Genomic DNA, 24,189 nt, shown 5'->3' with positions numbered 1-24,189 from the left:
CTATGCTCCCGGCGGATCCGGTCAGTCCGCCGGGCGGACGTGCACCACGTCGCCCGCGCTCAGCGTGTGGCGCTCCCCCTCCGACTCCACCTGCAGGTGCCCGAACTGGTCGACCCCCGTGGCCGTCCCGGTGACCGCCTGCCGCCCCGGCAGCTCCACCCTGACCCGCCGCCCGACCGTGGCGCTGGCCGCCAGGTACGCCGGGCGCAGCCCGCACGCCTCGGCGTCGCCCTTGGCGTCGGTCCACTCCCTGTAGTGGCTCTCGACCTCCCTGAGCACGGCCCTGAGCAGCGGGTCGCGGTCGAGGCAGGCCGCCTCCTCGATGGCCAGCGACGTGGCCGTCTCGACGGGCAGCTCCTCCTGCGTGAGCGACACGTTGAGGCCCATGCCGACGACGACGCCGTCCTCCGCCCGCTCGGCCAGGATCCCCGCCAGCTTGCGCTCGCCGATCAGCAGGTCGTTGGGCCATTTCACGCGTACGTCCACCTCGGCCAGGCGGCGCAGGGCGGAGGCGGCGGCGACGCCGTACAGGAGCGTCAGCCAGCCCTGCGCGGTGGGCGGCACGTCCGGTTTGAGCAGGATCGAGAACGTCAGGCCCGAGCGCGGGGGCGCCGTCCAGGTACGGCCCAGCCGGCCGCGGCCCGCCAGCTGCGACTCCGCCACCAGCACCGTCCCCTCCGGGGCTCCGGCCTGAGCGGCCTCGGCCAGGTCGGCGTTGGTGGAGCCGGTGCTCTCCACGACGGTGACACCGCTCCACAGGGAGCCGGGGCGGACCAGCGCGCGGTTGAGCGCCGCCTCGGAGAGCGGCGGGCGGTCGAGGTTGGAGTAACGCGAGTCGGGCACCCCCCTATCTTTGCAGCCGGGAGGAAGATGGAGAGATGAGCAAGCTCCTGGATCCGCGTAACTGGGCCTCTTGGCGACCGTTCGGCATCGGGCTGCGCAAGCCGAACAACTACCTGGAGCTGTGGAAGGCGTTCAGGTCGGTCAAGGGCAACCGGGGTTACGCGTGGCGGATACTCAACCAGGGCACCTGTGACGGGTGCGCGCTGGGCACCCATGGCATGCGTGACTGGACGATGGACGAGATCCATCTGTGCAACATCAGGCTGCGGCTGCTGCCCCTGAACACCATGCCCGCCCTGGACCCCACACTTTTGCGGGATATTTCTGGACTCGTCGGCAAGAAGAGCGCCGAGCTCCGCGAGCTGGGACGGCTGCCGTACCCCATGCTGCGCCGCGCGGGCGAGCCCGGCTTCACCCGGATCTCCTGGGACGAGGCGCTGCGCCTGGCCGCGGACGGCCTGCGGGACGCGCGCTTCGGCGCCTACCTGACCAGCCGCGGCGTGCCCAACGAGAACTACTACGCGGCCCAGAAGGCCGTGCGCGCGCTCGGCACCAACAGCGTCGACAACGCCGCCCGGATCTGCCACTCGCCCTCCACGGTCGCGCTCAAGCAGACCATCGGCGCGGCGGCCACGACCTGCTCGTACACCGACTGGATCGGCTCCGACCTGATCGTCTTCATCGGCTCCAACCCGTCGAACAACCAGCCGGTCGCGATGAAGTACCTCTACCACGCCAAGAAGGCCGGCACCCGGATCGCGATGGTCAACGCCTATCGCGAGCCCGGCATGGACAAGTACTGGGTGCCGTCGAACGCCGAGTCCGCGCTGTTCGGCACGAAGATCACCGACGAGTTCTTCGGCGTGAACGTGGGCGGCGACATCGGCTTCCTCAACGGCGTGCTCAAGCACCTGATCGAGAACGACTGGGTGGACAAGGAGTTCGTCGACCAGCGGACCACGGGGTTCGAGGAGCTGCGCCGGGAGGTCGCGGGGCAGTCGTGGGAGGAGCTGGAGGCGCTGTCCGGGGCCTCCCGCGACGACATGCTCCGCCTGGCCAGGCTGCTGGGCGAGGCCCGCTCGGCGGTGCTGGTGTGGTCGATGGGCATCACGCAGCACGCCTACGGCGAGGACAACGTCCGCTCGATCGTGAACCTGGCGCTGGCCAGGGGCTTCGTCGGGCGCGACAAGTGCGGGCTGATGCCGATCCGGGGGCACAGCGGCGTGCAGGGCGGGGCCGAGATGGGCGCGTACGCGACCGGCCTGCCGGGCGGGCTGCCGATCACGCCAGAGAATGCCGCGAAATTTACGGAGATGTGGGGGTTCGAGGTCCCGGCCACGCCCGGTCTCACCGCGACCGACATGATCGACGCGGCCCACCGCGGCGACCTCGACGCGCTGGTGTCGAGCGGCGGCAACTTCCTGGAGGTCCTGCCCGACCCGGCCTACTGCCGCGAGGCCCTGTCGCGGCTGCGGCTGCGGGTGCACATCGACATCGTGCTGTCGTCGCAGATGCTGGTGCCGGGCGAGGGCGACGTGCTGCTGCTGCCCGCACAGACCCGCTACGAGATGGTCGGCGGCGTGACCGAGACCTCCACCGAGCGCCGGATCATCTTCTCCCCCGAGGTCGAGGGGCCGCGCATCGGCGAGGCGTGGCCGGAGTGGAAGATCTTCACGGAGCTGGCCGCCCGTACAAACCCCGAAATTTCATCAAAAATCACCTTCACCGGCACGCCGCAGATCCGGGCCGAGATCGAGCGCGCCGTCCCCTTCTACCGCGGCATCGCGGACCTGCGGAAGTTCGGCGACAACGTCCAGTACGGCGGCCGCCACCTGTTCGCCGACGGCCGCTTCCAGACCCCCGACGGGCTGGGCCGCTTCAGCGTCGTCCGGCCCCCGGCGCTGAAGCGCCCCGACGGCGCGTTCATGGTGGCCACCAGGCGCGGCAAACAGTTCAACAGCATGGTCCACGAGCGCCGCGACGGCTTCAACGGCGCGATGCGCGAGGCCGTGCTGATGAGCGAGTACGACGCCGACCGCCTGGGCCTGCCCGACGGCGCCCCGGTCGAGCTGCGCTCCGGCGAGCGCACCTACCACGGCAAGATCCTGCGGGCCCCGCTCATGCCGGGCAACCTGCAGATCCACTGGCCCGAGGGCAACGTCCTGCTGGACGAGTCCCGCCGCTCCCCGGACGCGCGGATCCCCGACTACAACGCCCTCGTCACCGTGCGGCCCCTGTGAACACGCGTCCTGGGCCCACCACGCGCATCAGGATCATGGAGCTGTCCGGCTCCGCCACCAGGGAGCGGCGCGACTACCTGGCCACCGAGGAGCCGCTGGAGATCCGGCTCACCGCTCCCGACGGCACGCGCAGGACCGTGGCCATCACCATGCGCACCCCCGGGCACGACTTCGAGCTGGCCGCCGGCTTCCTGCACGGCGAGGGCCTGGCCGGTCCCGGCGACATCGCCGCCATCGCGTACTGCACCGACGAGGACCTCCCGCCCGAGGCCCGCTACAACACGGTGACCGTACGCCTGCGCGGCCCCATCCCCGACCTGCCCGCGCTGGACCGCCACTTCCTCACCTCCAGCGCGTGCGGCGTCTGCGGCTCGGCGAGCCTGGAGTCGCTGCACGACCGCTGCAAGCCGGTCCCCAGGGGCCGGCTCGGCCTCACCCCCGAGTTCCTGTACGGGCTGCCGGAGGCGCTGCGCGCCGCCCAGGGCGGGTTCGGCAAGACCGGCAGCCTGCACGCGGCCGGGCTGTTCTCGGCCACGGGCGAACTGGTGGCGGTGCGGGAGGACGTGGGCCGCCACAACGCGGTGGACAAGCTGGTCGGCTGGGCGGGGCTGACCGAGCGGCTGCCGCTGGCCGAGCACGTGCTCATGGTCAGCGGGCGGACCAGCTACGAGATCATGCAGAAGGCGCTGGCCGCCGGGATCCCGGCGGTGTGCGCGGTCTCGGCGCCGTCGTCGCTGGCGGTGGAGCTGGCCAGGAAGTTCGGCATCACGCTCGTGGGGTTCCTGCGCGGAGAGCGCTGCAACGTCTATGCGGGATCGGAGCGGATAGCTATGGAATGAAGTATTCCGTTCTGCTATTCTGGAACAGAACAAACCGTTCCGCCTGTTCCGGGAGCCTTCCATGAGCATCAGCCCCTTCCGCGTCGAGATCCCGCAGACCGACCTCGACGACCTCCAGGCCCGCCTCGCCCTGACCCGCTTCGCCCACGAGATCCCCGGCACCGACCAGGGCGTCAGCGTCGAGCGGGTCAAGCGCCTGGTCAGCTACTGGCGGGACGGCTTCGACTGGCGCGCCCAGGAGGCCAGGCTCAACGCCCACCCGCAGTTCACCACCGAGATCGACGGGCAGAACATCCACTTCATCCACGTACGCAATGACAACCCCGACGCCCTGGCGCTGATCCTCACCCACGGCTGGCCCGGCTCGATCGCCGAGTACCTGGAGGCCATCGAGCCCCTGTCACGCCACTTCCACCTGGTCATCCCGTCGGTCCCCGGCTACGGCTTCTCCGGCCCCACGAACGAGCTGGGCTGGAACAACCAGCGCATCGCCAGGGCGTGGGCCGAGCTGATGTCCCGCCTCGGCTACACCCGCTACGGCGCGGTCGGCAACGACGGCGGCTCGATGATCTCGCCCGAGGTCGGCAGGATCGACCCGGACCACGTCGTGGGCGTCCACGTCACGCAGCTGTTCTCCTTCCCCTCCGGCGACCCGGCCGAGTTCGCCGGCCTGAGCGAGGAGGACCAGGCCGGGCTGGCCGTGCTCGACTGGTTCTGGAAGGAGAAGGGCGCCTTCAACGTGCTGCACTCGCAGCAGCCGCAGACCCTCGCCCACGCCCTCGCCGACTCCCCCGCCGGGCTCCTGGGCTGGCTCGTCCAGCTCTTCGACGAGGACCTGGACGACGACTTCGTGCTCACCAGCGCCGCGATCTACTGGTTCACCGGGACCGCCGGCTCGGCCATCCGGCAGTACTGGGAGAACGCCCGCATGGAGCAGCCCAAGGAGCCCACCACCGTGCCGACCGCGCTGGCGATGGGCGAGGGCGACTTCAAGTCGATCCGCCGCTTCGCCGAGCGCGACCACGCCAACATCGTCTCCTGGAAGACGCTGCCGGCCCCGGCGCACGGCCACTACACCGCGCACACCGCGACGGAGGCCCTCACCTCCGACGTCACCGCCTTCTTCGAGGGCCTCCGCTAGACCGGCGGGGGCCGGGTCAGCCGGTGTTCTGCAGGCCCGCGGCGACGCCGTTGACCGACAGGAGCAGGAGCGTGGACAGGCGTTCGCGCTCCTGCTCCGACGGGTTGCCGGTGCGCAGCGCGCGCAGGGCCCGCAGCTGGAGGTGGGAGAGCGCGTCCACGTACGGGTCGCGGAGCTGGACGGCGCGCGAGAGCACCTTCCGGTTCTCCAGCAGCCGCGTGTGGCCGGTGACCCGCAGCACCAGGTCGCGGGTCCGGTCGTACTCCTCCAGCACCTGCTGCGCGAAGTCCTCCCGGCCGCCCAGCGCGAGGTAGCGCTTGGCGATCGAGCGGTCGGTCTTGGCCAGCGACATCTCGGCGTTGTCCAGCATCGCGTTGAACAGCGGCCACTCCGCGTACGCCGCCCGCAGCTCCTCCAGGGAGCCGACCGAGGCCAGGCCGGTGCCGAGGCCGTACCAGCCGGGCAGGTTGACCCGCGTCTGCGCCCACGCGAACACCCACGGGATCGCCCGCAGGTCGTCGAGCGAGCGCGGCGCGCCGAGCCCGCGGCGCGCCGGGCGCGAGCCCAGGCGCAGCGTGCCGATCTCCTCCAGCGGGCTGACCAGGCCGAACCACTCGGGGAAGCCCGGCGCCTCGGTCAGCGCGCGGTAGGCCTGCTCCGACGCCGTGGCCACCTGCTCGGCCAGGCCCCGGAAGCGCTCGGCGGCGGCGGCCGTGCGGGCGCCGACCGTGGGCGAGGAGGCCATCAGGACGGCGTTGGCCACCTGCTCCAGGTGGCGGCGGGCGATGGCGATGTGGCCGTAGCGGGCGAAGATGACCTCGCCCTGCTCGGTGACCTTGAACCGGCCGGCGACCGAGCCCGGCGCCTGGGCCAGCACCGCGCGGTTGGCCGGGCCGCCACCACGGCCCAGCGCGCCGCCGCGGCCGTGGAACATCCGCAGCTTCACGTCGTGCTTGGCCGCCCAGGCCGTCAGCTCCTCCTGCGCCTCGTAGAGCCGGAGCGTGGCGGCCGCGGGGCCGAGCTCCTTGGCCGAGTCGGAGTAGCCCAGCATGATCTCCATGCGCCGCCCGGTGGCCTCCAGGCGCTCCCGCATCGCCGGGATCTCGAGCATCCCGGTCAGCACGTCCGGCGAGTTGGCCAGGTCCTGGCCCGACTCGAACAGCGGCACGACGTCGAGCACCGGCGCCCGCTCGCCGAGCGCGTGCGCGGCCAGCTCGTAGACGGCCGCGATGTCGTCGGCCGAACGCGTGAAGGAGACCACGTAGCGGGAGCAGGCCGTGGTCCCGAACCGCTCCTGGATCCAGGCGATCACCCGGATCGTGGCCAGCACCTCCTCGGTGCGCTCCGACAGCTCGCCGCCGGCCCTGATCTCCTCCAGGGCGGCCGCGTGGACCTGGGAGTGCTGGCGCACCTCCAGCTCGGCCAGGTGGAAGCCGAACGTCTCGACCTGCCAGATGAGGTGCTGCAGCTCCCCGTACGCCTGCCGCGGCGCCGAGGCGGCCAGCGACTCCTGCGCCAGGCGGAGGTCGCCGAGCAGCTCGGCCGGCGCGCGGTAGGCCAGGTCGAGATCGCGGCGGCGGGTCGCGGCGATGCGCGCGGCCACGAACAGCAGCCACTGCCGGTGCGGCTCGCGCGGCGAGCGGGTGGCCAGCTCGGAGACCACGTCAGGGTAGGAGTCCACGGCCTCGGCCAGCGCCGACTTGAGCGCGGGCGAGGGCGCGGCGAGCTGGACGGAGGCGGTCAGCGTGCGGGCGATGCGCGTGCAGGCGGTCTCCAGGGCCGTCAGCACGTGCTCGGACTGGATCTGGATGGTCTCGCGGGTGACCCTGGCCGTGACGTTGGGGTTGCCGTCGCGGTCGCCGCCGATCCAGCTGCCGTACCGGATGAACGGCCTGGCCTGCGGCGGGCGCGTGCCGGTGCGCTCGTCGAGCGCGGCGTCCAGCGAGCGGTAGACCTGCGGCACCATGCGGAACAGCGTCTCGTCGAAGGCGGCCATCGCGGTGCGCACCTCGTCGAGCGGGTCGAGCTTGGTCGAGCGGAGCTGGGCCGTGCGCCACAGGAGGTCGATCTCCTCCAGCATGCGGCGCTTGTTCTCGGCGCGCTCGCTGGCGCCGCGGCCGGGCGTGTTGTACTCGGTGAGCTGGCCGCTGATGCGCTGGATGGCGGTGACGACCGCGCGCCTGCGTGCCTCGGTGGGGTGCGCGGTGAGCACCGGGTGCAGCTCCAGGCCCTCCAGCAGCTCGGCGACCCGCTCGTGGCCCAGCTCCTGTACGGCCTCGGCCAGCGACTCCCGCTGGACCCTGCCCTCGGCGTCCCGCTCGCGTAGTGTGCGGATCCGGTAGTGTTCCTCGGCCAGGTTGGCCAGGTGGAAATAGCAGGTGAACGCGCGGGCGACCGCCACGGCCCGCTCGATCTCCCATTCGGCGACCATGGCGGTGATCTCGTCGGCCGAGACCTCGCCCTTACGTGCTGCGATGACGGCCTTGCGCAGCCGTTCGACGTCGGCCAGCAGGTCTTCGCCACCCTGTTCGGCGAGCACCTGGCCGAGCAGTTTGCCGAGCAGCCGCACATCGTGGCGTAGCTCGTCCGGCATCTCGGTAACGGCGGCGCTGCGACGCTCGAGCCCCTGGTCAATCATGTTTCGAAGGGTATCGAGTCGCTTCGGGAAGCCGTAGACCGGTCTCGCCCATTGGACTAGACCATTCAACTACCTTTGGAAACGGCCCCCAGCAGCTCCGGCATCCGGGCGAATCCGATCCTGGCCGCCAGGCGCCTGCCGAGCGTCTCCGCCAGCACCCCGTAGAACGGCGCCACCGCGCACACCCAGAACCAGCCGAACGCCAGCGGCACCACGAACGGCAGCGACAGCAGCGCGATGCCGAGCGTGCCCCCCATGGCGGAGGCGAACGCCTGGCCGCCCTGCCCGGGCGCGGCGCCGCTGAAGGCGTTCATCCGCTCGGGCACCGTGTACGGAACCACCACGCTCATCACCGACCCGACGCCGAGCCCGAGGCCGAGCGCGCCCCACCCGGCCAGCGCCGCCGGGACGATCATGCCGGGATGGCCGGTGAACAGGCCGGTGGCCACCGCGATCACGGTGAGCAGCGGCACGGCGATCAACGCGTTGGCCAGGTGGCGCCCGGCCAGGTCGGTGGCCAGCCCGCGCTCGGAGCCGAACGCCACGGCGTTCATCCACAACGAGCGGCCGTCGATGCCGAACGTGTTGCCCGACTGCAGCGCGATCATCAGGGCGCCGACGCAGGTCAGGACGATCGGCACGCCCTCCGCGCCGCCCGCGCTCCTGCTCAGCGAGAACGCCAGCACGGCGGTGACCACGACCGCGCTGAACCAGCCCACGCGGAACCTGGGCTCGCGCCTGATGTACTTCAGCTCCTTCGTCACCACGGCCGCCAGCGGCCCGTCCGGCAGGAACCTGTCGACCAGGCCGCTCTCCTTGCGCACGGACGCGGCCTGGGTGGAGACGTCGGGCGTCACCAGGGCCCGGCCCAGCGCCTTGATCCACAGCCAGCCGAGCACCACCACGATCACGGCCACCAGCGCGAGCTCGGCCAGCCCGGCCAGGCCGCCGTCAGCCATCGCGTGCGCCGCCATGCCCGGCGGCGTCCACCTGAGCACGCCCGCCAGCTGGCGCAGCATGCCCTCGGGGTCGCCGAGGCCGCGGTTCATCACGAGGTTGGGCAGCTGCGCGAGCACCACCACCAGGAGCGCGGCCACGGCCAGCACGTCGCGGCCCCGCCGGGTGCGCAGCGCGCTGGAGAGCGAGGTGGTGATCAGCCGCGACGTCACCACGCACAGCGCGAACTGCAGCAGCACGGCCGGCACCCCGAGCAGCACGCCGCCCACGCCCGTCGCCACCCCCACCAGCGCGCCGGCCGTGATGATCAGCATGGCGAGCGGCCAGACCCCGGTCACGGACGCGGTGAACATGCCGACCGCGAGCTGCCCGGTGCGCAGCGGCAGGAGCGACAGCTTGGCCGGGTCGAGCGTGTCGTCCAGGCCGAACGCCATCAGCGGCACGATCATCCAGCCGATGAGGAAGGCCGTGAACGCGACGATCACCAGGTCGGCGGCGAGGTCGTGGGGCGCCAGCCGGAGCAGGCTCATCAGGAAGAAGCCGAGCAGGGCCAGGCCGGTGGCGATGAGCAGGGTGAAGACGAAGCCGAGCTTGCGCTGGAGGTCGCCGCGCAGGTTTCCGCCCAGCAGCTGGAGCTTGAGCTGCGCGAACAGGGCCACGGTGGTCAACGGGACTCCTCGGGGTGTCACCTGGGGTTGGCGCCGAGCCACGTCAGGCCCTCGCCGTTGTCGCGCGGTCCGCCGACCAGCTCGAGGAACGCCTGGTTGAGGCTGCGCCCGCCGCGTACGTCCGCCAGCGGCCCCTGCGCCACGATGTGGCCCGCGCTCATCACCGACACCCAGTCGCACAGCCGCTCGACCAGGTCCATCACGTGGCTGGAGAAGATCACCGTCGAGCCGGACGCCGTGAAGCGCCGCAGCACGTCGGTGAGCGTGTTGGCGCTGACCGGGTCGACGCCCTCGAACGGCTCGTCGAGGAAGAGCACGGACGGGTTGTGCAGGAGCGCGGCGGCCAGGCCGATCTTCTTGCGCATGCCGGTGGAGTAGTCGACGACGAGCTTGTCGGCGGCGCCGGTCAGGTCCATCACGGCCAGCAGCTCGGCCGCGCGCTCCTCGACCTGGGCCTTGGGGATGCCGCGCAGCCGGCCGTTGTAGAGGAGCAGCTCGCGGCCCGACAGCCGCTCGAACAGCCGCAGCCCCTCCGGCAGCACCCCGATGCGCGTCTTGACCTCCACGGGGTCGCGCCACACGTGGAACCCGTCGACCTCCGCGGTGCCGCCGTCGGGCCGGAGCAGCCCGGTGATCATGCTGAGCGTCGTCGTCTTGCCCGCGCCGTTGGGCCCGACCAGGCCCGCGAAGCTCCCCGACGGCACCACCAGCTCGACGCCCGCCACCGCGACCTGCGGTCCGTAGCGCTTGAACAAGCCGTGCGTGCGAACCGCATCCGTCATGGATCCACTCTAGGAGGAAGGACTAGCCTTGCGCGCATGAGCACTGCTGCGGAGGAGTTGCCGGACAAGCCAGACATCCACACCACCGCCGGGAAGATCGCCGACCTGGAGCGGCGGCTCGACGAGGCCGCGCACGCGGGCTCGGCGGCGGCCGTGGAGAAGCAGCACGCCAAGGGCAAGATGACCGCCAGGGAGCGGGTGCTGGCGCTGCTGGACGAGGGCTCGTTCGTGGAGTTCGACGAGTTCGCCAGGCACCGGTCGACGATGTTCGGGCTGGAGAAGCGGCGGCCGTACGGCGACGGCGTCATCACCGGGCACGGCACGGTAGACGGCCGGCAGGTGTGCGTGTTCTCGCAGGACGTGACGGTGTTCGGCGGCTCGCTCGGCGAGGTGTACGGCGAGAAGATCGTCAAGGTGCTCGACCTGGCGATCAAGACCGGGTGCCCGATCATCGGCATCAACGAGGGCGGCGGCGCGCGCATCCAGGAAGGCGTGGTCGCGCTCGGCCTCTACGCGGAGATCTTCAAGCGCAACGTGCACGCGTCCGGCGTGATCCCGCAGATCTCGCTCATCATGGGCGCCGCGGCCGGCGGGCACGTCTACTCCCCCGCGCTGACCGACTTCGTGGTGATGGTGGATCAGACGTCCCAGATGTTCATCACCGGGCCCGACGTCATCAAGACGGTGACGGGCGAGGAGGTCACGTTCGAGGAGCTCGGCGGGGCGCACACGCACAACACGAAGTCGGGCGTGGCCCACTACCAGGCCACCGACGAGGACGACGCGCTGGAGTACGTCAAGGCGCTGCTGTCGTACCTGCCGTCGAACAACCTGGACGAGGCCCCCGTCTTCGAGCCCGCCGCCGACCTGGAGCCCGATCCGGAGCTCGACGGGCTGATCCCCGACTCGGCCAATCAGCCGTACGACATGCACCGGGTCATCGAGCGCGTGCTGGACGACGGGGAGTTCCTGGAGGTCCACGCGCTGTTCGCGCCGAACATCGTGGTCGGGTACGGCCGGGTGGACGGCCAGCCGGTCGGGGTCGTGGCCAACCAGCCCATGCATTTCGCCGGATGTCTGGATATCAACGCATCCGAGAAGGCCGCCCGATTTATTCGAACATGTGATGCCTTTAATATTCCGATACTGACATTTGTGGATGTGCCGGGATTCCTCCCAGGAACCGATCAGGAATGGAACGGAATCATCCGCCGGGGCGCCAAGCTCCTCTACGCCTACGCCGAGGCCACGGTGCCGCTGATCACGGTGATCACGCGCAAGGCGTACGGCGGCGCGTACGACGTCATGGGCTCCAAGCACCTCGGCGCGGACATCAATCTGGCCTGGCCGACGGCCCAGATCGCGGTCATGGGGGCGCAGGGCGCGGTCAACATCCTCTACCGGCGCGAACTCGCCGCCTCCGACGACCCCGAGGCCGAGCGCGCCCGGCTCGTCACCGAGTACGAGGACACGCTGGCCAATCCGTACATCGCGGCCGAACGCGGCTATGTGGACGCGGTGATCCGGCCGTCCGAGACCCGGGCCCAGGTCGTCAGGGCGCTGCGGGCCCTCAGGAACAAGCGAGCGACGCTCCCGCCGAAGAAGCATGGGAACATCCCGCTATGACGCCAGATCTGCGAATTGTCCGGGGGAACGCCACGCCCGAGGAGATCGCGGCGTTGGTGGCCGTACTCGTCGCGCGGCAGAGCTCGCACGCCGAACCCGAGGCGTCTCCGGAGCCGCATCGGCAAAGGTGGCGAAACCCTGCCAGAGGTATGCGTAAGCCTGTCGTCCCAGGGAAGTCGGCATGGCGGATGAGCGCACTACCCTAGATAGATCCTGAGAATCGGGTGTCAAGTTCCCCGGGAGTACTATCTAGAGAAAGTAGGCGTATATAGTCAGCCGATCAACTAACACCGCGGCCTGGAGGACGACATGGCCATCCCAGACCTCATGCCGCATCCTGTGGCAGCCAAGTACGCCGTCCTGGTGGATGTCGGTTATCTGTACGCGGCGGCGGGTGAAGTGCTGCTCGGCGCCAAGGAACGCAAGGAATATCGGGTGGCCGCCGATGAGCTCATCCAGAGTCTACAGAAACATGCAGAGGAACGTATTTCCGGCGAACTTCTGCGGATCTATTGGTATGACGCCGCCCGTGACCGTGTGCCCACCGTCGACCAGCGGGTCATCGCCCAGCTCCCGTGGGTCAAGGTGCGGCTTGGCAACCTGAACGCCCGTGGCCAGCAGAAAGGCGTGGACGCGCAGATCAGGAGCGATCTGGAGGCGCTGGCCCGGCATCATGCGGTGACCGACACGATCCTGCTGGCAGGCGATGAGGACATGGTTCCGGCGGTCGAGGCGGCGCAGGCGTACGGAGTGCGGATCCACCTGTGGGGCGTCGAGCCGCCGTACGGCACCAACCAGGCCGAGCGCCTGGTGTGGGAGTCCGACACCGTGGAAGTGATCTCCGCTGATTTCCTGAGGCCCTTTTTCAGCCGTGCTCCCCAGCCCGTCCCGGTCACTCCGCCGGCCGCGGCCCCGTCGCCCGCCCAGGTCTTCGCCGGGCGCGCGCCGGTCAAGCCGCACGCCAAGCCCGGCCAGGTGGCCAAGCTCGGGCCGAGCCGCCCGCGCGTGGAGGACGTGGGCGAGCACGTGGCGCAGAAGTGGATCCTCACCCGTGGCCGCGACAACATCCGCGACCTGCTGCCGGGGCCCATCCTGCCGACCGTGATCGACACCGAGCTGCTGATCGAGGCGGAGAAGGAGCTCGGCCACTCGCTGCGCCCCTACCCGGAGGCCCGGGTGTGGCTGCGTGACGGCTTCTGGGCCCGGGTCTACCGGGAGTTCGACCTGGGTGTGGGCGTCTCGTCCAAGTAGCCGTGCGCCGGGTGTCCGATTTCCGCAGGTCACCCGGCTCGGCCTGCTGACCTGCCGGTCGACGCTCACGTCCGATTTCCGCCAGTCAGCGCCCTCGGGGAGCGCCTAGTGTCGAAGGCATGTCACCACTGCAGCTCGACTTCGACTCCTGCTACCGGGCCGTCTCCGCCAGGGACGCGCGGTTCGACGGGCGCTTCTACACGGCGGTGACGACGACGCGCATCTACTGCCGTCCGATCTGCCCGGCGCGTACGCCGTCCTCCAGGAACGTGCGCTTCTACCGGCACGCGGCCTCGGCCGAGGCCGCCGGGTTCCGGCCGTGCAAGCGGTGCCGTCCGGAGCTCTCGCCCGGCGACCCGGGCTGGGACGTGCGCGGCGACCTGGTCGGCCGGGCGCTGCGGCTGATCGACGACGGCGCGGCGGACGAGCAGGGCGTGGCGGGGCTGGCCCAGCGGCTGCACATCACCGAGCGGCACCTGCACCGGCTGTTCGTGGCCGAGCTGGGCGTCGGGCCGCTGGCGGTCGCGCGGACCAAGCGGCTGCTGCTGGCCAAGCAGCTGCTGACGGAGACGGGGCTGCCGGTCACCGAGGTGGCGTTCGCGGCGGGGTTCGGGAGCGTGCGGCAGTTCAACGCGACGATGCGGGAGACGTACGGCTTCACGCCCAGCGAACTGCGGGCCACGGCGGGCCCGCGGGTCTCCGACGCGGCACTGCGGCTGCGGCTGCACCGGCGCGAGCCGTACGACGTGGAGGGGGTCTTCGCGTTCCTGGCGGCCCGCGCCATTCCGGGGCTGGAGGTGGCGGACCGGACGTCGTACGTACGAGCCGTACCAGGTGGGACGATCACGCTCACACCGCGGCGGGACCACATAGCCCTGGACGTCGTGATGGACGACACGCGGCAGCTCGCCCGCGTCGTGGCGCGCTGCCGCCGCCTCCTCGACCTCGACGCCGACCCCACCGCCATTTCGGAGATCCTGGAGCAGACCTCGCTCGGGCCCCTGGTGACGGCCCGTCCCGGGCTGCGGGTGCCGGGCGCGTTCGACGGCTTCGAGCTGGCCGTACGCGCGGTGGTCGGCCAGCAGATCTCGGTGGCCGGCGCCCGCACCATCCTCGGCCGCATCGTCGCCAAGGCCCCCGGCCCCCTCTTCCCCACCCCCGCCGAACTCCTCGAGACGGACCTGACCGGCCTGGGCCTGACCAACCGCCGGATCGACACGCTCAAGCACCTGGCCGGCCACCTGGTGGAGGGCCGCCTGGACCTCGACGGCGGCCAGGACCCCGCCGAGGCGGTGGCGGACCTGCTCGAGGTCCCGGGCATCGGCCCGTGGACGGCCAGCTACATCGCGCTCCGGGCGCTGCGTGACCCGGACGCGTGGCCCACGGGCGACCTCGTGCTCAAGAAGCGCATGGCCTGCCTGGGCATTCCCGACGACCACATCGAGCGGTGGCGGCCCTGGCGGGCCTACGCCGCCCTGCACCTTTGGAGCGCATCATGATCGCTGCCCAGCTCGTCCCGACCCCGGTGGGGCCGCTGTCCCTGCTGTCCCGCGAGGGGGTCGTGGTGGCGGCCGGCTTCACCGCCGACCCGACGGAGATGTTCGTCCGCCTCACGCCCGAGCTGCAGTCGGAGGGTTTGGAGGTCGTGGACGACCTCGGGGCCGCCTCCGAGGCGGTCCGCGCGTACCTGGCCGGGGACCTGGACGCCCTGGACGCCGTCCAGGTCTCCCAGCCGGGTACGGCCACCCGCAAGCGGCTCCATGCCGCGTTGCGCGAGGTCAAGGCGGGGACCACGGTCTCGTACGCGGAGCTGGCCGAGCGGGCGGGCATGCCCAGGACGGCGGCCCGGGCGGCCGGCTCGGCCTGCGCGCAGAACCTCATCGCGCCCTTCGTCCCCTGCCACCGGGTGCTGCCCAGCGTCGGAGGCTACGGCGGCTACTACTACGGCGTGCCGGTCAAGGAGTGGCTGATCGCCCACGAGTCCCGCGCTCTCTAGGTGGCGGGCACCAGGCGGCGGGCCTGCAGGCCCGCCGCCCCCGCCACGGCCAGCCCCGCCAGGCCCAGCAGGGCCGCGGTCCAGGCGGGGGCCGTGTAGCCGAGGCCGGCGTCGATGGTGAGGCCGGCCGCGAAGGAGCCGATCGCGTTGCCCAGGTTGAAGGCCCCGATGTTGGCCGCCGAGGCCAGCGTGGGGGCGCCGGCGGCGGCGTCCAGGACGCGGGTCTGCAGGGGCGGGACCGTGGCGAAGGCGGCCACCCCGAACAGCGTGATGGTGATCACGAAGGCCACCTGGTTGCCCGACACCAGGGCCACCGCCACGGCCAGCAGGGTGAGCAGGGCGACCGAGCCGTAGATGCTGGGCATGACCGCGCGGTCGGCCAGCTTGCCGCCGATCAGGTTGCCCGCCACGAGGCCGACCCCGAACAGGGCCATGACCACGGGCACGGCGCCGGGCGAGAAGCCGCCCACGCCGGTCATGATGGGCGCGATGAACGTGATGACGGCGAAGACCGGGGCGAAGCCGAAGACGGTCATCCCGAGGGCCAGCCAGACGCCGGCCTTGCGGAACGTCGCCAGCTCCCGCACGACGCTCCCGGTCGGACGCGGCTGCCTGGGGACGAGGGCGACGACGCCGGCGAGCCCGGCCACGCCGATCGCCACCACGACCCAGAACGTGGCCCGCCAGCCGAACGCCTGGCCGATCCAGGTCCCCAGGGGCACGCCCAGGACGTTGGCGAGCGTCAGGCCGGTGAACATCATGGCGATCGCGCTGGCCCGCTTCTGCGGCGCCACCAGGCCGGCGGCCACCACGGAGCCGACCCCGAAGTACGCGCCGTGCGCGAAGGCCGACAGGAACCGGCCGGACATGAGCACCCCGTACGAGGGCGCCAGCGCCGACAGCAGGTTCCCGACGATGAACAGCACCATCAGCGACAGCAGCATGGTCTTGCGCGACAGGCGCCCGCCGAGCATGGTCAGCGGCGGCCCGCCGACCGCCACGCCCAGGGCGTAGCCGGACACGAGCAGGCCGGCGGCCGGGATGGTCACGTGGAAGTCGGCCGCCACCTCGGGCAGCAGCCCGTTGATGATGAACTCCGTGGTCCCGATGCCGAAGGCGCTGATCGCGAGGGCGAACAGGGCGAGAGGCATAGACTACTCCTCAGACGACGTTAGTAAGCGTGGACATTATTTGCACACGCCGACTATATGAACATACAAGGATGTCGAGGAGGCTGTCACATGCCCCTAGCCGATGACGCCGTGGAGGCGCGCGCCCAGGGCTGGCGCACCCTCGCGGCACTCCACGCGAAAATCGAGGACAAGCTGGAGAGATCCCTCCAGAAGGAGCACTCGCTCAGTGTGAGCGAATACACAGTGCTGGACGTGCTGGCCCGCCAGGACGGCTGGCACATGCGGATGCAGCAGCTCGCCAGGGCCGTCGTGCTCAGCCAGAGCGCCACGACCAGGCTGGTGACGCGCCTGGAGAACCGCGGCCTGCTCAGGCGCTATCTGTGCGAGGACGACCGGCGCGGGATCTACTCGGAGGTCACGCAGGCCGGGTTCGAGCTGCTGGAGCGGGCCCGTCCCACGCACGACGGCGTGCTGAAGGAAGTGCTCGACGAGGCGGCGGCGCTGCCCGAGCTGGCCCCGCTGGTGGCGGTGGTCCGGGCCTGAGAGCGGCCCCTGAGCGGCTCAGGCCACCGCTCAGGGTTTGACGTTGCTCTGGATCTCGCCGACCGGCACGTCCCGGCTGGCTCCGACCTGTACGGGCGCGAACTGGAACGGCACCACGTTGTCGGCCACCTGCACCGGCCAGACGGTGGTGACGGTCAGCGTGTACTTCTCGCGCGGCTGGTCGATCGCCGAGCGCAGGTAACGCACGCCGCAGGTGAACGGGGCGCCCTTCTCGTACGGCTTCCCGGACGGCCCGCAGCCCTCCTCGTGCACCTCGGCCCGGTCCTTGGTGGTGCCCGGGTCGATCTTGATGTCCTGCAGCGTCGCCACCAGGGTCACGCTCATGACACCGGGGATCGACGCCGTGACCGTGCGGCGCGGCTGGCCGACGTTCTCCAGCCAGACGAAGGTCGGGAGGTTGACGAAGCTCTTGGCGTCGGGGTTCAGCTTGACCGTGGGTTCCGGGACGGTCAGCGCGGCCCTGGCGATCTGCGCCAGCTGCTCGATCGTGATCCCGGACGGCGGCGTGGTGTTCGGGGGCATGAAGATGAACTGCTGGAGGCCGCCCCAGCAGGCGGCGCCGTTCGGATCGGCCTTGTTGTACGCGGGCACCCACCACCGGCCCGGCTTGCCCCGCTGCTTCTCGAACTGCTGGATGAAGGCCCGGAAGCTGCCCTCGTCGATGGCCGCCCGCCTGGCCGGGCCCGCGCCTTCGGTGTGCAGCCGGTACATCGCCTCGGCGTCCAGGCTGGGTTCGTACCAGCAGGGGCGCGGGATGCGGTAGCCGTCACCCGAGCCGCCCTTGCCGTCACCGGTGATCTTGATGGTGCTGGCCTCCAGGCTCAGGGTCGTCGTCGGCCCGCGCTGTTCGCCGTTGACCTTCACATCGCCGGGTCCCGGGGTCGGAGCGAGTGACAGCGGCACCGCGAGCAGTACCGCGAGCAAAGGTTTCATCGCGTGCATCTCTCTGTGGAGGTGATGTAGGACCTGATGCGCCACACCCCGTCGTCGCCGTGATGGGCGACCACGCTCTGGCTGTAGGGGGTGCGCAGCCAATCGGGTTGGGGCGCGACGGCCTTGCCGGTGCGGGAGGAGATCAACCGCACGCCCGACTCGTCAACGCATGCGTTGATCTGAGCGCCTTTGCCCATGCGGGCACTGACGCGCAGGTCGTAGAGCCGGCCCGTCCCCCGCATCGAGCGCTCCGCGTCGATGAACTCGTTCACCCACTCCGTCGCCTGCGCCTCGGCATCGATCTCGAGATTGCGCCGGTAGCCGCGGGTCCCGTCGACGACCGCCTGGCGGGTGCCCACGTACTGGTCGACGATGACCTTCAGCAGCGGGTCTGGGTCGGCAGGCCACTCCACCCGCACGCGCAGCCCGTCGCCGATGGCGATGCTCTGGGGGCCGGAGGGCAGCGTCTCCGCCGGCTGTGTCCCCTTTGCGGAGGGCTTCACGGAGCTCTGCGCCGGGGCGGGCTCCGTCGCGGGCACGTACGGGCGCTCGGCCTGCCCGCAGCCCGCCAGGACGATCACCAGCAGCACCATGACTCGTCTCATGCCGACGACTCCCTCACCACATGGATGCGCCACGTGGGCAGCAGTTCCTCGATCAGTGCCTCGGTCTCCGGGGCCATCCCGCCGCCGTACGGGTGCGAGGCCGCCCTGCGGGTCAGCCCCTCGACGACGGCGCGCAGCCGTACGGTGTCCTCGGTGGCGTGCGTGGCCCGCAGCAGGTCGCGCCAGAGGCCCTCGTCGTCCACCGCCAGCAGCAGGGCCGCGCGCACGGCGGCCACCGCGGCGTCCGGCTGGCCGTGCGCGAGCCGCAGCTCGCAGAGCTGGTGCGCCGCGTCGGCCACCTCGGCGGCCACGTCGTACTCCAGGTCCTCGGCCGCCAGCCAGGCGTACCTGCCCGGCTGGCGGCCGCTCAGCAGCGGGCCTCTGACCAGGCCGAGCGCCTTCTCCAGCAGGACGGCCCGGGCCGTGGGGTCGCCGTGCGAGCGGCGTACGAGCTCGCGGAACAGCGCCCAGTCCGTACGCACCTCGGGCCCCAGGCTGATCCGGCCGGCCTCGTCGGTGTGCAGGTGCTCCGGGCCGAGCCATTCGGCGACCCTGGCGATCGTGGCGTCCCTGACCATGTCCTGCACGCCGCGCGGCCAGAGCACCCCGCCCAGCACCGAGGGGTGCACGCCGCCGGGGTGCGTGGCCAGGTAGACCAGCAGCTCCGCGGCCAGCGCCAGCCGGCCCTCCTCCAGGGGCCGCAGGCCGATGACCTCGATGGGGCCGAGCATCCTGATCTCGACGGCGGGCGGGTGCAGCCCCACCAGCGGCTCGGCCTCGGAGACGGCCTCGCCGTCTACCTGGGAGGCCGTGCGGAACAGGTCGATCAATGCCTGGTAGTGGCGGCGGGGCAGGAGCTGGGCCTGCACGTCGAAGCCCAGCTCGGCGATCCTCGCCCGGCCGTCGTCGCCGATCTCCAGCGTCCAGGTGGCGTGCGGGACCTCGCCCGCCAGCACGTAACCGGCGGTGTCCCGGCGGGCCAGCAGCGCCAGTCGCCGGGCCTCCTCGTGCGTGGGCGCGACCGCGGACAGCAGGTAGTGGGCGTCGCGCGGGCTGCCGGTGATGCGCCCGGTCAGCACCTCCCTGCGCGGCGCGGCCATCGCCTCCAGCTCGGGCAGCACCTCGGCCAGGCCGCCGACGGCCCTGATGCGGTCGGGCGCGATGGCGGTCAGCTCCTCGCCGAAGCCGACGAGCGTGATACGCATCCGGTCGGACCAGCGGTTGGTGGCCAGCTCGACGGCGAGGGCGGCCAGCGCGGCCGTGGTCTGCGGGCCGCGCACGTTGATCAGGCCCTGCGCGGCCTCCAGGTCGATGAGCACGCGGCCGCTGGCGTCCGTGCCGATGGAGACCAGCCCGGGGTACGGCGCCCCGCCCGCCTGCTCCTCCAGCAGGCGGCCCTCGTGCGCGGGCAGCCGCCACACCTGGCCGCCGTCCTGGGCCGTCCACGGCGCGGGCGCGTCGCCGTCCGGCGGGTGGATCCACAGGTCGAGCGTGCGGGCCGACAGGTGCGCCCCGTACACGGTGGGCGGCGTGCGGTTCTGGGCGGCCAGCTCGGCGCCGAGCAGCCGCAGGCCGATGTCGAGGATGCGGGCGCCCGGCGCGTCGCCGCCCAGCCGCAACGCGACCTCGGCCTGGGCGGCGTCGTCGCGCGGGCGTGCGATCCGGCGGCCGAACACCCTGCGCCAGAGCTGCTCGCGGCGCCGCCTGGCCAGCACCACCAGCAGGCCCGCGGCGGCCAGCGAGGCCGTGGCGAGGTAGTCGGTCAGGTCGGTCGTCTGGCTCTGCCGGATGGTGGCCTGCGGCCGGTCGGGCTGCTGCTGGTCCGGCTGGCGGTGCTTGGCCTCGACCTTCTTCTCGGCGTGGCCGGTCTTCGAGTCGGCGTGCCGGTCGGCGTGCTGACCCGCGTGCTGACCCACTGGCGCCCTGCCGGGGTGCTCGCGCAGGGTCTGCTCGCGGGGCTGGTCGACGGGGACGACGTGGGCGTGCCTGGCGTCGTCCGGCATGTCGAGCACCCAGCCGGGCCTGATCAGGTCGGCCATGCGCAGGCGGGAGCCGTCCGGCTGCTCCTTCGCCTGATTAAGCCGGTAAATTTCGGGATATCGGCGGCCGTCGCCGAGGCACTTCTCGGCGATCTCCCACAGGCTCTCGTGGTGCCGGCCGTGCGGGGGCTGCACCACGTACACCTTCTTGGTCTTGTGCGTGTCGAGGGTCGCCTTCTCGACGATCGGCGCGGAGTACGCGACCGCCGTCACGGGCGTGGCGGCCGGCGTGGGCGCCAGCTTGGCCAGCGGCACGACCATCGCGCCCGCCGTGAACAGCAGCAGCACCGCGCCGACGAGCTTGTTGGCCAGGGCCTGCGTGCCTCCGGAGAGCGGCACGCGGGCCGGCATGCCGACCCTGCGCACGCCCGCGTACACCTCGACCAGGACGCACACGAACAGCTGGAACCAGGCCAGCCACACCAGCAGCACCAGCACGGCCACGACGGTGCTCGGGCCGACGCGGCTGGTGAGCAGGTCGAGGTCGAGCAGCTCGGGCGCGATCGGCGGCCCCACGAACGTGAGCAGCGCGTACGGCACCCCGCCCACGAGCGCGACCAGCACGATCAGCGATCCGATGCCGGCGAGCACGTCTGCGGCGCTGCGCCTGGCCTTGGCGCGCACGGGCGTGTGACGTCCGTGTGGGCGCGCGGGCTCTCGCGTCGGCATCGTCTCTCCCTTCCGCCGTCCAGGGTCGTGCTCGTACGCTCGCCGATCCATCGACCGGTGAGTTTCGGTCTATCTCGCTTCGGGTGCGGCGACGGCCCGGCCGGTCATCTCGTCACCGGAGAAGCCGATCGCGCTCAGGAAGAACGCCTGCCAGCGCACCGACACGCTGACCGTCACCTGCGCCTGGCCGACGGTGCACTCGCCGCGGGTCACCCCGTCGCCGCCCTGCGCGGCGACGATCTCGTCGGCCCTGGCGCACACCTGGTCCTCGCCGAGCAGCCGGGTCTGGCCGGTGGTGCGCAGCTGGTCGACGTCGATCTCGTCGGCGCCGGCCCGCGCGGCCTGCTCGGCCACGTCGGCCGCGCGCAGCCGGGCGTTGATCGCCGCGCCGCCGTCCACGAGGAGCCCGGCCAGCAGGAACACGACGACGGAGAACAGCACGGTGAACACCGACATCGACCCCCGCTCCCTCATTCGACCCTCCTGAACTGCTCGATCGGCACCACCGCCGTGCCGGTCATCCGCTTGACGCCGCCGAACCCCAGGAAGCCGAGATCCAGCTCGCAGCTCACCTCGGCCTGGACCTGGCCGCCCTGCTCCCACGCGGAGCCGTCCAGCGAGACGGAGGGGGACCCGCAGGGGCCGGTCAGCGTGCTGTCGGCGATGGCTTTGGCGGCGGCCTCGGCGTCGTCGAGCGTGCGCTGCACCGACGCGGCCCGGGCCGCGTCCCTGGCCGCCCCGTTGACCCGGCCCTGCGACTCCACCAGCACCCCCGCTCCCGCCAGGAACATGACGAACAGCAGGAAGAGCGGGGCCAGCATCACGGTCTCCACGGCCATGGAGCCGCGCTCCGCCCGCCTCACGAGCAGTCCCCTCCGCCGTTGTCCGGCCGGAAGCACTCGACCGGCCCGCCCGCGGTGGCGGTGATCGTGAACGTCAGCTCGGGCAGCAGCGGGATGACCTGTACGGCGCTGCCGGTCACGGTGACGAAGCGCTCATCCGGGTCCTTCTCGGACGTCGTGGCCGTGGCGCCCTGGAGCAGCTTCGGGCCGACGGCCTTGATGATGTCGGTGGCCTTCGCGGTGGCCTGGCCCGGCCAGTCACCGGAGTCGAACGGCGCCGCCCTGGCCACGCGCGCGCCCTCCTGGGCGGCGGCCTCCGCGACCTGGCGGGCGTGGAACCAGAGCGCGACCTGCACGATGAGCAGCGCGACCGCCAGGATGACCGGCATGAGGATGGCCAGCTCGATCACCGTCGCGCCCCGCTCGCCCCCTTTAGGGGTTGCCACCGGTGTCGCCGCCACCGCTGAAGCTGCCCGTGATGTCGCTCTGCTTCTGCTCGACCAGCGTCTTGATCAAGGTGGCCAGGCCGAGGGCGACACCGGCGATGATGGCGGTGATGATCACCCATTCGACGGCGGAGGCCCCGCGGGTGGGGGCGGTGCGGGCGCGCTGGATGCGGACACCCAGGTAGGCGGTGAGGTAAACGATCCAGGGATGGTTCATCAGGACCCCAACATCTTCATTGCGGCGGGAAAACTGAGAAAGATCACGAAACCGGCGCAGAGCAGCAGCTGGGCCACGAGCATCGACTGCGACCGCTCGCCGGCCCTGCCCTCGATCTCCGCCAGCTCGCGGCGGCGCAGCGTCGCGGCTCTCGCCGTGAGCGACGCGCGTACTTTGGCGCCGTCGTCGGCCACCAGGCCGAGCGCGGCGGACAGGTCGCGCAGCTCGTCGACGTTGATCTCCTCGCCGAGCTGGCCGAGCGCCTGCCAAGGGGTGATGCCGACGATCCTGGCGCCGCCGAGCGCGTCGCGGATGCGGCCCATCGCCCAGTTGGGCTGCTCGCCGCTGACCGAGACGGCCATCATGAGGGCCTCGGGGACGCCGCGGCCGCCGGCCAGGTTCATGGAGACGAGGTCGAGGAACGCGCCGACCACATGGCGGAAGTCGCGCCGCCTGGCCGCCGCGTCCTTGCGTACCTGGAGGTCGGGCAGGAAGAAGAACAGCAGCGCGACGAGCACGGCGGCCCAGAACGGGACGGCGAGCGAGGTGCCCCACTCCATGAGCACCAGCCAGCCGAGCAGCAGCGGGAAGGCCAGCAGGCCGCTGGCCGCCAGCAGCACCTTGCCGGCCAGGAACGCCTCGAACGAGCGGCCGAGCAGCGCCAGGTCGGCCTTGATCGACCTGACCTCCCAGCCGCGGGCCGCGTACAGGCGGGCCAGGCGGGCACCCAGGCTGCGGCGGAACGCGCTGACCTCCTCCTCGGGCAGCAGGAGCTGGAGGCTCGGGCCGCCCGCGTCCTCGCGGACGGCGTCGAGCGCGAGCAGCCGCGCCACCAGCCCCGGCCGGGCCGGGAAGAGCGCCCGCAGCAGCACGAACAGGCCGAGCCCTAATACGGCTCCGCCCAGCGCGGCCTCAACCATCGCCACCGCCTCCTCCCATGAGCAGCCGGGTCGGCTTGTCGAACCTGGCCAGCCGCCTCATCCAGGCGAACCCCGCCCCGAACAGCCCCGCGACCACCACGAGCACGGCCTGGCCCAGCAGGCCCTCGTACTCGGCCACGTAGGAGGGGTTGAACACGATGAGGAGCCCGGCGAAGACGAGCGCGGTGATCACCACGATCTGGACACTGCGCCTGGTCGAGCGGCGTTCGGCCTCGACGCGGCGGCGCATGTCGAGCTCCTCGCGGGCCGAGACGGCCAGCGCGCCCAGCACGTCGCGCAGGCCGGGGCCGCGCAGCCGGGAGTTGAGGATGAGCGCGGCCACCACGAGGTCGGCCGACGGGTCGTCGAGCTCGTCGGCGAACAGCGCCAGGGCCTCCGGCAGCGCCATCCTCGTGTGCAGCCGGTCGATCATGGCGCGCAGGTGGGGCCTGAGCATGGGGGCGGCGGCCCTGATGGACGACGGGATGGCCTGTTCGAGCCCGGCCGCGCCGGCGATCGTGTCACGCAGGGACTCGGTCCAGGCGGCCAGCCCTTCGAGCCGGCGCATGGCGGCGCGCTCCTCGCCCGCCCCGCCCGACAGGCCGCGCCAGGCGAACACGAGCAGCACCGTGCCCACCGCCATGACCGGCCAGCCGGTGATGATCAGGACGAGCCCGGCCGCGACCGCGGCTATCGCAGTACGGGTGGTCAGCATCTTGAGCAGGTGGCGCTTGGGCTGGGGCGGGCGGGGGCGCATGCCGTACAGGGAGATGAAGAACAGGAACAGGCCGCCGCCGACGACCGCTCCGGCCAGCAGCGCGAACGGGTCGAAGATCACCT

Annotated in this window: 23 protein-coding genes; 9 read left to right on the top strand and 14 right to left on the bottom strand. The window is 71.7% G+C overall.

From position 1 onward, the window contains the following. Positions 1-21 precede the first annotated feature (21 nt). Positions 22-843, bottom strand: a complete 822-nt coding sequence (locus HD596_RS20245; RefSeq protein ID WP_185070918.1) for a biotin--[acetyl-CoA-carboxylase] ligase — start codon at positions 841-843, stop codon at positions 22-24. 35 nt (positions 844-878) lie between these two features. Here HD596_RS20245 and HD596_RS20240 point away from each other — a divergent pair, with 35 nt between their 5' ends. From HD596_RS20240 to HD596_RS20230, 3 genes are all read left to right on the top strand, one after another. After that, the gene (locus tag HD596_RS20240; RefSeq protein ID WP_185070917.1) at positions 879-3,083 is read left to right on the top strand and encodes an FdhF/YdeP family oxidoreductase; all 2,205 of its coding nucleotides are present in this window, start codon (positions 879-881) and stop codon (positions 3,081-3,083) included. Beyond that, positions 3,080-3,922, top strand: a complete 843-nt coding sequence (gene fdhD, locus HD596_RS20235; RefSeq protein ID WP_185070916.1) for a formate dehydrogenase accessory sulfurtransferase FdhD — start codon at positions 3,080-3,082, stop codon at positions 3,920-3,922. The genes HD596_RS20240 and fdhD overlap by 4 nt, the downstream gene beginning before the upstream one ends. A gap of 61 nt (positions 3,923-3,983) precedes the next feature. Then, complete coding sequence (locus tag HD596_RS20230) at positions 3,984-5,063, top strand: epoxide hydrolase family protein (protein ID WP_185070915.1); 1,080 nt, start codon at positions 3,984-3,986, stop codon at positions 5,061-5,063. Positions 5,064-5,079: 16 nt separating this feature from the next. On the opposite strand, the gene HD596_RS20225 is transcribed toward HD596_RS20230, so the two are convergent. From HD596_RS20225 to HD596_RS20215, 3 genes are all read right to left on the bottom strand, one after another. Further along, positions 5,080-7,701 (bottom strand): phosphoenolpyruvate carboxylase, encoded by a 2,622-nt coding sequence (locus HD596_RS20225; protein WP_185070914.1) that lies wholly within the window; start codon positions 7,699-7,701, stop codon positions 5,080-5,082. A 65-nt stretch (positions 7,702-7,766) separates the two neighbouring features. Continuing rightward, positions 7,767-9,317, bottom strand: a complete 1,551-nt coding sequence (locus HD596_RS20220) for a hypothetical protein (RefSeq protein ID WP_313047560.1) — start codon at positions 9,315-9,317, stop codon at positions 7,767-7,769. A gap of 26 nt (positions 9,318-9,343) precedes the next feature. Beyond that, on the bottom strand, positions 9,344-10,108 hold the full coding sequence (locus tag HD596_RS20215; RefSeq protein WP_185070912.1) for an ABC transporter ATP-binding protein: 765 nt from the start codon (positions 10,106-10,108) through the stop codon (positions 9,344-9,346). A gap of 36 nt (positions 10,109-10,144) precedes the next feature. Here HD596_RS20215 and HD596_RS20210 point away from each other — a divergent pair, with 36 nt between their 5' ends. From HD596_RS20210 to HD596_RS20190, 5 genes are all read left to right on the top strand, one after another. Then, positions 10,145-11,734 (top strand): acyl-CoA carboxylase subunit beta, encoded by a 1,590-nt coding sequence (locus HD596_RS20210; protein ID WP_185070911.1) that lies wholly within the window; start codon positions 10,145-10,147, stop codon positions 11,732-11,734. After that, a complete protein-coding gene (locus HD596_RS20205) occupies positions 11,731-11,940 on the top strand; it encodes an acyl-CoA carboxylase subunit epsilon (protein WP_185070910.1) in 210 nt (69 codons plus the stop codon). The genes HD596_RS20210 and HD596_RS20205 overlap by 4 nt, the downstream gene beginning before the upstream one ends. Before the next feature lie 103 nt (positions 11,941-12,043). Then, entirely contained in the window at positions 12,044-12,985 is a 942-nt protein-coding gene (locus HD596_RS20200; RefSeq protein ID WP_125632505.1) for an NYN domain-containing protein, read from the top strand. A 119-nt stretch (positions 12,986-13,104) separates the two neighbouring features. Beyond that, positions 13,105-14,484, top strand: coding sequence for an AlkA N-terminal domain-containing protein (locus tag HD596_RS20195; RefSeq protein ID WP_281398260.1), 1,380 nt, complete (start codon positions 13,105-13,107; stop codon positions 14,482-14,484). Further along, positions 14,481-14,981 (top strand): methylated-DNA--[protein]-cysteine S-methyltransferase, encoded by a 501-nt coding sequence (locus HD596_RS20190; protein ID WP_185070909.1) that lies wholly within the window; start codon positions 14,481-14,483, stop codon positions 14,979-14,981. Before HD596_RS20195 ends, HD596_RS20190 begins: the two co-directional genes overlap by 4 nt. Here HD596_RS20190 and HD596_RS20185 read toward each other — a convergent pair. Continuing rightward, a complete protein-coding gene (locus HD596_RS20185) occupies positions 14,978-16,132 on the bottom strand; it encodes an MFS transporter (protein WP_185070908.1) in 1,155 nt (384 codons plus the stop codon). The genes HD596_RS20190 and HD596_RS20185 overlap by 4 nt on opposite strands. A gap of 90 nt (positions 16,133-16,222) precedes the next feature. Here HD596_RS20185 and HD596_RS20180 point away from each other — a divergent pair, with 90 nt between their 5' ends. Further along, positions 16,223-16,657: a MarR family winged helix-turn-helix transcriptional regulator gene (locus HD596_RS20180; RefSeq protein ID WP_185070907.1), complete on the top strand. Its 435-nt coding sequence runs from the start codon at positions 16,223-16,225 to the stop codon at positions 16,655-16,657. A 30-nt stretch (positions 16,658-16,687) separates the two neighbouring features. Here the strand turns inward: HD596_RS20180 and HD596_RS20175 are convergent, their stop codons facing one another. The 9 genes from HD596_RS20175 to HD596_RS20135 form a co-directional block, all read right to left on the bottom strand. Then, on the bottom strand, positions 16,688-17,611 hold the full coding sequence (locus HD596_RS20175; RefSeq protein WP_246554641.1) for a hypothetical protein: 924 nt from the start codon (positions 17,609-17,611) through the stop codon (positions 16,688-16,690). Then, a complete protein-coding gene (locus tag HD596_RS20170) occupies positions 17,608-18,216 on the bottom strand; it encodes a hypothetical protein (protein WP_185070905.1) in 609 nt (202 codons plus the stop codon). The genes HD596_RS20175 and HD596_RS20170 overlap by 4 nt, the downstream gene beginning before the upstream one ends. After that, a complete protein-coding gene (locus HD596_RS20165; RefSeq protein WP_221519410.1) occupies positions 18,213-20,924 on the bottom strand; it encodes a BTAD domain-containing putative transcriptional regulator in 2,712 nt (903 codons plus the stop codon). Before HD596_RS20165 ends, HD596_RS20170 begins: the two co-directional genes overlap by 4 nt. A 69-nt stretch (positions 20,925-20,993) precedes the next feature. Next, complete coding sequence (locus tag HD596_RS20160; protein WP_246554638.1) at positions 20,994-21,398, bottom strand: TadE/TadG family type IV pilus assembly protein; 405 nt, start codon at positions 21,396-21,398, stop codon at positions 20,994-20,996. Then, positions 21,395-21,787, bottom strand: coding sequence for a TadE/TadG family type IV pilus assembly protein (locus HD596_RS20155; RefSeq protein ID WP_185070904.1), 393 nt, complete (start codon positions 21,785-21,787; stop codon positions 21,395-21,397). The genes HD596_RS20160 and HD596_RS20155 overlap by 4 nt, the downstream gene beginning before the upstream one ends. Continuing rightward, complete coding sequence (locus HD596_RS20150) at positions 21,784-22,212, bottom strand: TadE family protein (RefSeq protein WP_185070903.1); 429 nt, start codon at positions 22,210-22,212, stop codon at positions 21,784-21,786. Before HD596_RS20150 ends, HD596_RS20155 begins: the two co-directional genes overlap by 4 nt. Further along, positions 22,199-22,429 (bottom strand): Flp family type IVb pilin, encoded by a 231-nt coding sequence (locus HD596_RS20145; protein WP_185070902.1) that lies wholly within the window; start codon positions 22,427-22,429, stop codon positions 22,199-22,201. Before HD596_RS20145 ends, HD596_RS20150 begins: the two co-directional genes overlap by 14 nt. Then, complete coding sequence (locus HD596_RS20140) at positions 22,429-23,349, bottom strand: type II secretion system F family protein (protein WP_185078579.1); 921 nt, start codon at positions 23,347-23,349, stop codon at positions 22,429-22,431. Before HD596_RS20140 ends, HD596_RS20145 begins: the two co-directional genes overlap by 1 nt. Further along, positions 23,342-24,187, bottom strand: coding sequence for a type II secretion system F family protein (locus HD596_RS20135; protein ID WP_185070901.1), 846 nt, complete (start codon positions 24,185-24,187; stop codon positions 23,342-23,344). Before HD596_RS20135 ends, HD596_RS20140 begins: the two co-directional genes overlap by 8 nt. Positions 24,188-24,189: the final 2 nt, after the last annotated feature.

Origin of the sequence: Nonomuraea jabiensis, assembly GCF_014204795.1 — a bacterium.
Classification (GTDB): Bacteria; Actinomycetota; Actinomycetes; order Streptosporangiales; family Streptosporangiaceae; genus Nonomuraea; species Nonomuraea jabiensis.
Note: the sequence above shows the minus strand (reverse complement) of the source record. Positions and strands in the feature narration are given on the sequence as shown.

Coding starts and splice junctions, on each gene's coding strand:
- HD596_RS20240 (WP_185070917.1), top strand. CDS start 879: ATGAGCAAGCTCCTGGATCCGCGTAACTGGGCCTCTTGGCGACCGTTC.
- HD596_RS20230 (WP_185070915.1), top strand. CDS start 3,984: ATGAGCATCAGCCCCTTCCGCGTCGAGATCCCGCAGACCGACCTCGAC.
- HD596_RS20225 (WP_185070914.1), bottom strand. CDS start 7,701: ATGATTGACCAGGGGCTCGAGCGTCGCAGCGCCGCCGTTACCGAGATG.
- HD596_RS20215 (WP_185070912.1), bottom strand. CDS start 10,108: ATGACGGATGCGGTTCGCACGCACGGCTTGTTCAAGCGCTACGGACCG.
- HD596_RS20210 (WP_185070911.1), top strand. CDS start 10,145: ATGAGCACTGCTGCGGAGGAGTTGCCGGACAAGCCAGACATCCACACC.
- HD596_RS20205 (WP_185070910.1), top strand. CDS start 11,731: ATGACGCCAGATCTGCGAATTGTCCGGGGGAACGCCACGCCCGAGGAG.
- HD596_RS20200 (WP_125632505.1), top strand. CDS start 12,044: ATGGCCATCCCAGACCTCATGCCGCATCCTGTGGCAGCCAAGTACGCC.
- HD596_RS20195 (WP_281398260.1), top strand. CDS start 13,105: ATGTCACCACTGCAGCTCGACTTCGACTCCTGCTACCGGGCCGTCTCC.
- HD596_RS20190 (WP_185070909.1), top strand. CDS start 14,481: ATGATCGCTGCCCAGCTCGTCCCGACCCCGGTGGGGCCGCTGTCCCTG.
- HD596_RS20185 (WP_185070908.1), bottom strand. CDS start 16,132: ATGCCTCTCGCCCTGTTCGCCCTCGCGATCAGCGCCTTCGGCATCGGG.
- HD596_RS20180 (WP_185070907.1), top strand. CDS start 16,223: ATGCCCCTAGCCGATGACGCCGTGGAGGCGCGCGCCCAGGGCTGGCGC.
- HD596_RS20175 (WP_246554641.1), bottom strand. CDS start 17,611: ATGAAACCTTTGCTCGCGGTACTGCTCGCGGTGCCGCTGTCACTCGCT.
- HD596_RS20170 (WP_185070905.1), bottom strand. CDS start 18,216: ATGAGACGAGTCATGGTGCTGCTGGTGATCGTCCTGGCGGGCTGCGGG.
- HD596_RS20165 (WP_221519410.1), bottom strand. CDS start 20,924: ATGCCGACGCGAGAGCCCGCGCGCCCACACGGACGTCACACGCCCGTG.
- HD596_RS20160 (WP_246554638.1), bottom strand. CDS start 21,398: ATGAGGGAGCGGGGGTCGATGTCGGTGTTCACCGTGCTGTTCTCCGTC.
- HD596_RS20145 (WP_185070902.1), bottom strand. CDS start 22,429: ATGAACCATCCCTGGATCGTTTACCTCACCGCCTACCTGGGTGTCCGC.
- HD596_RS20140 (WP_185078579.1), bottom strand. CDS start 23,349: ATGGTTGAGGCCGCGCTGGGCGGAGCCGTATTAGGGCTCGGCCTGTTC.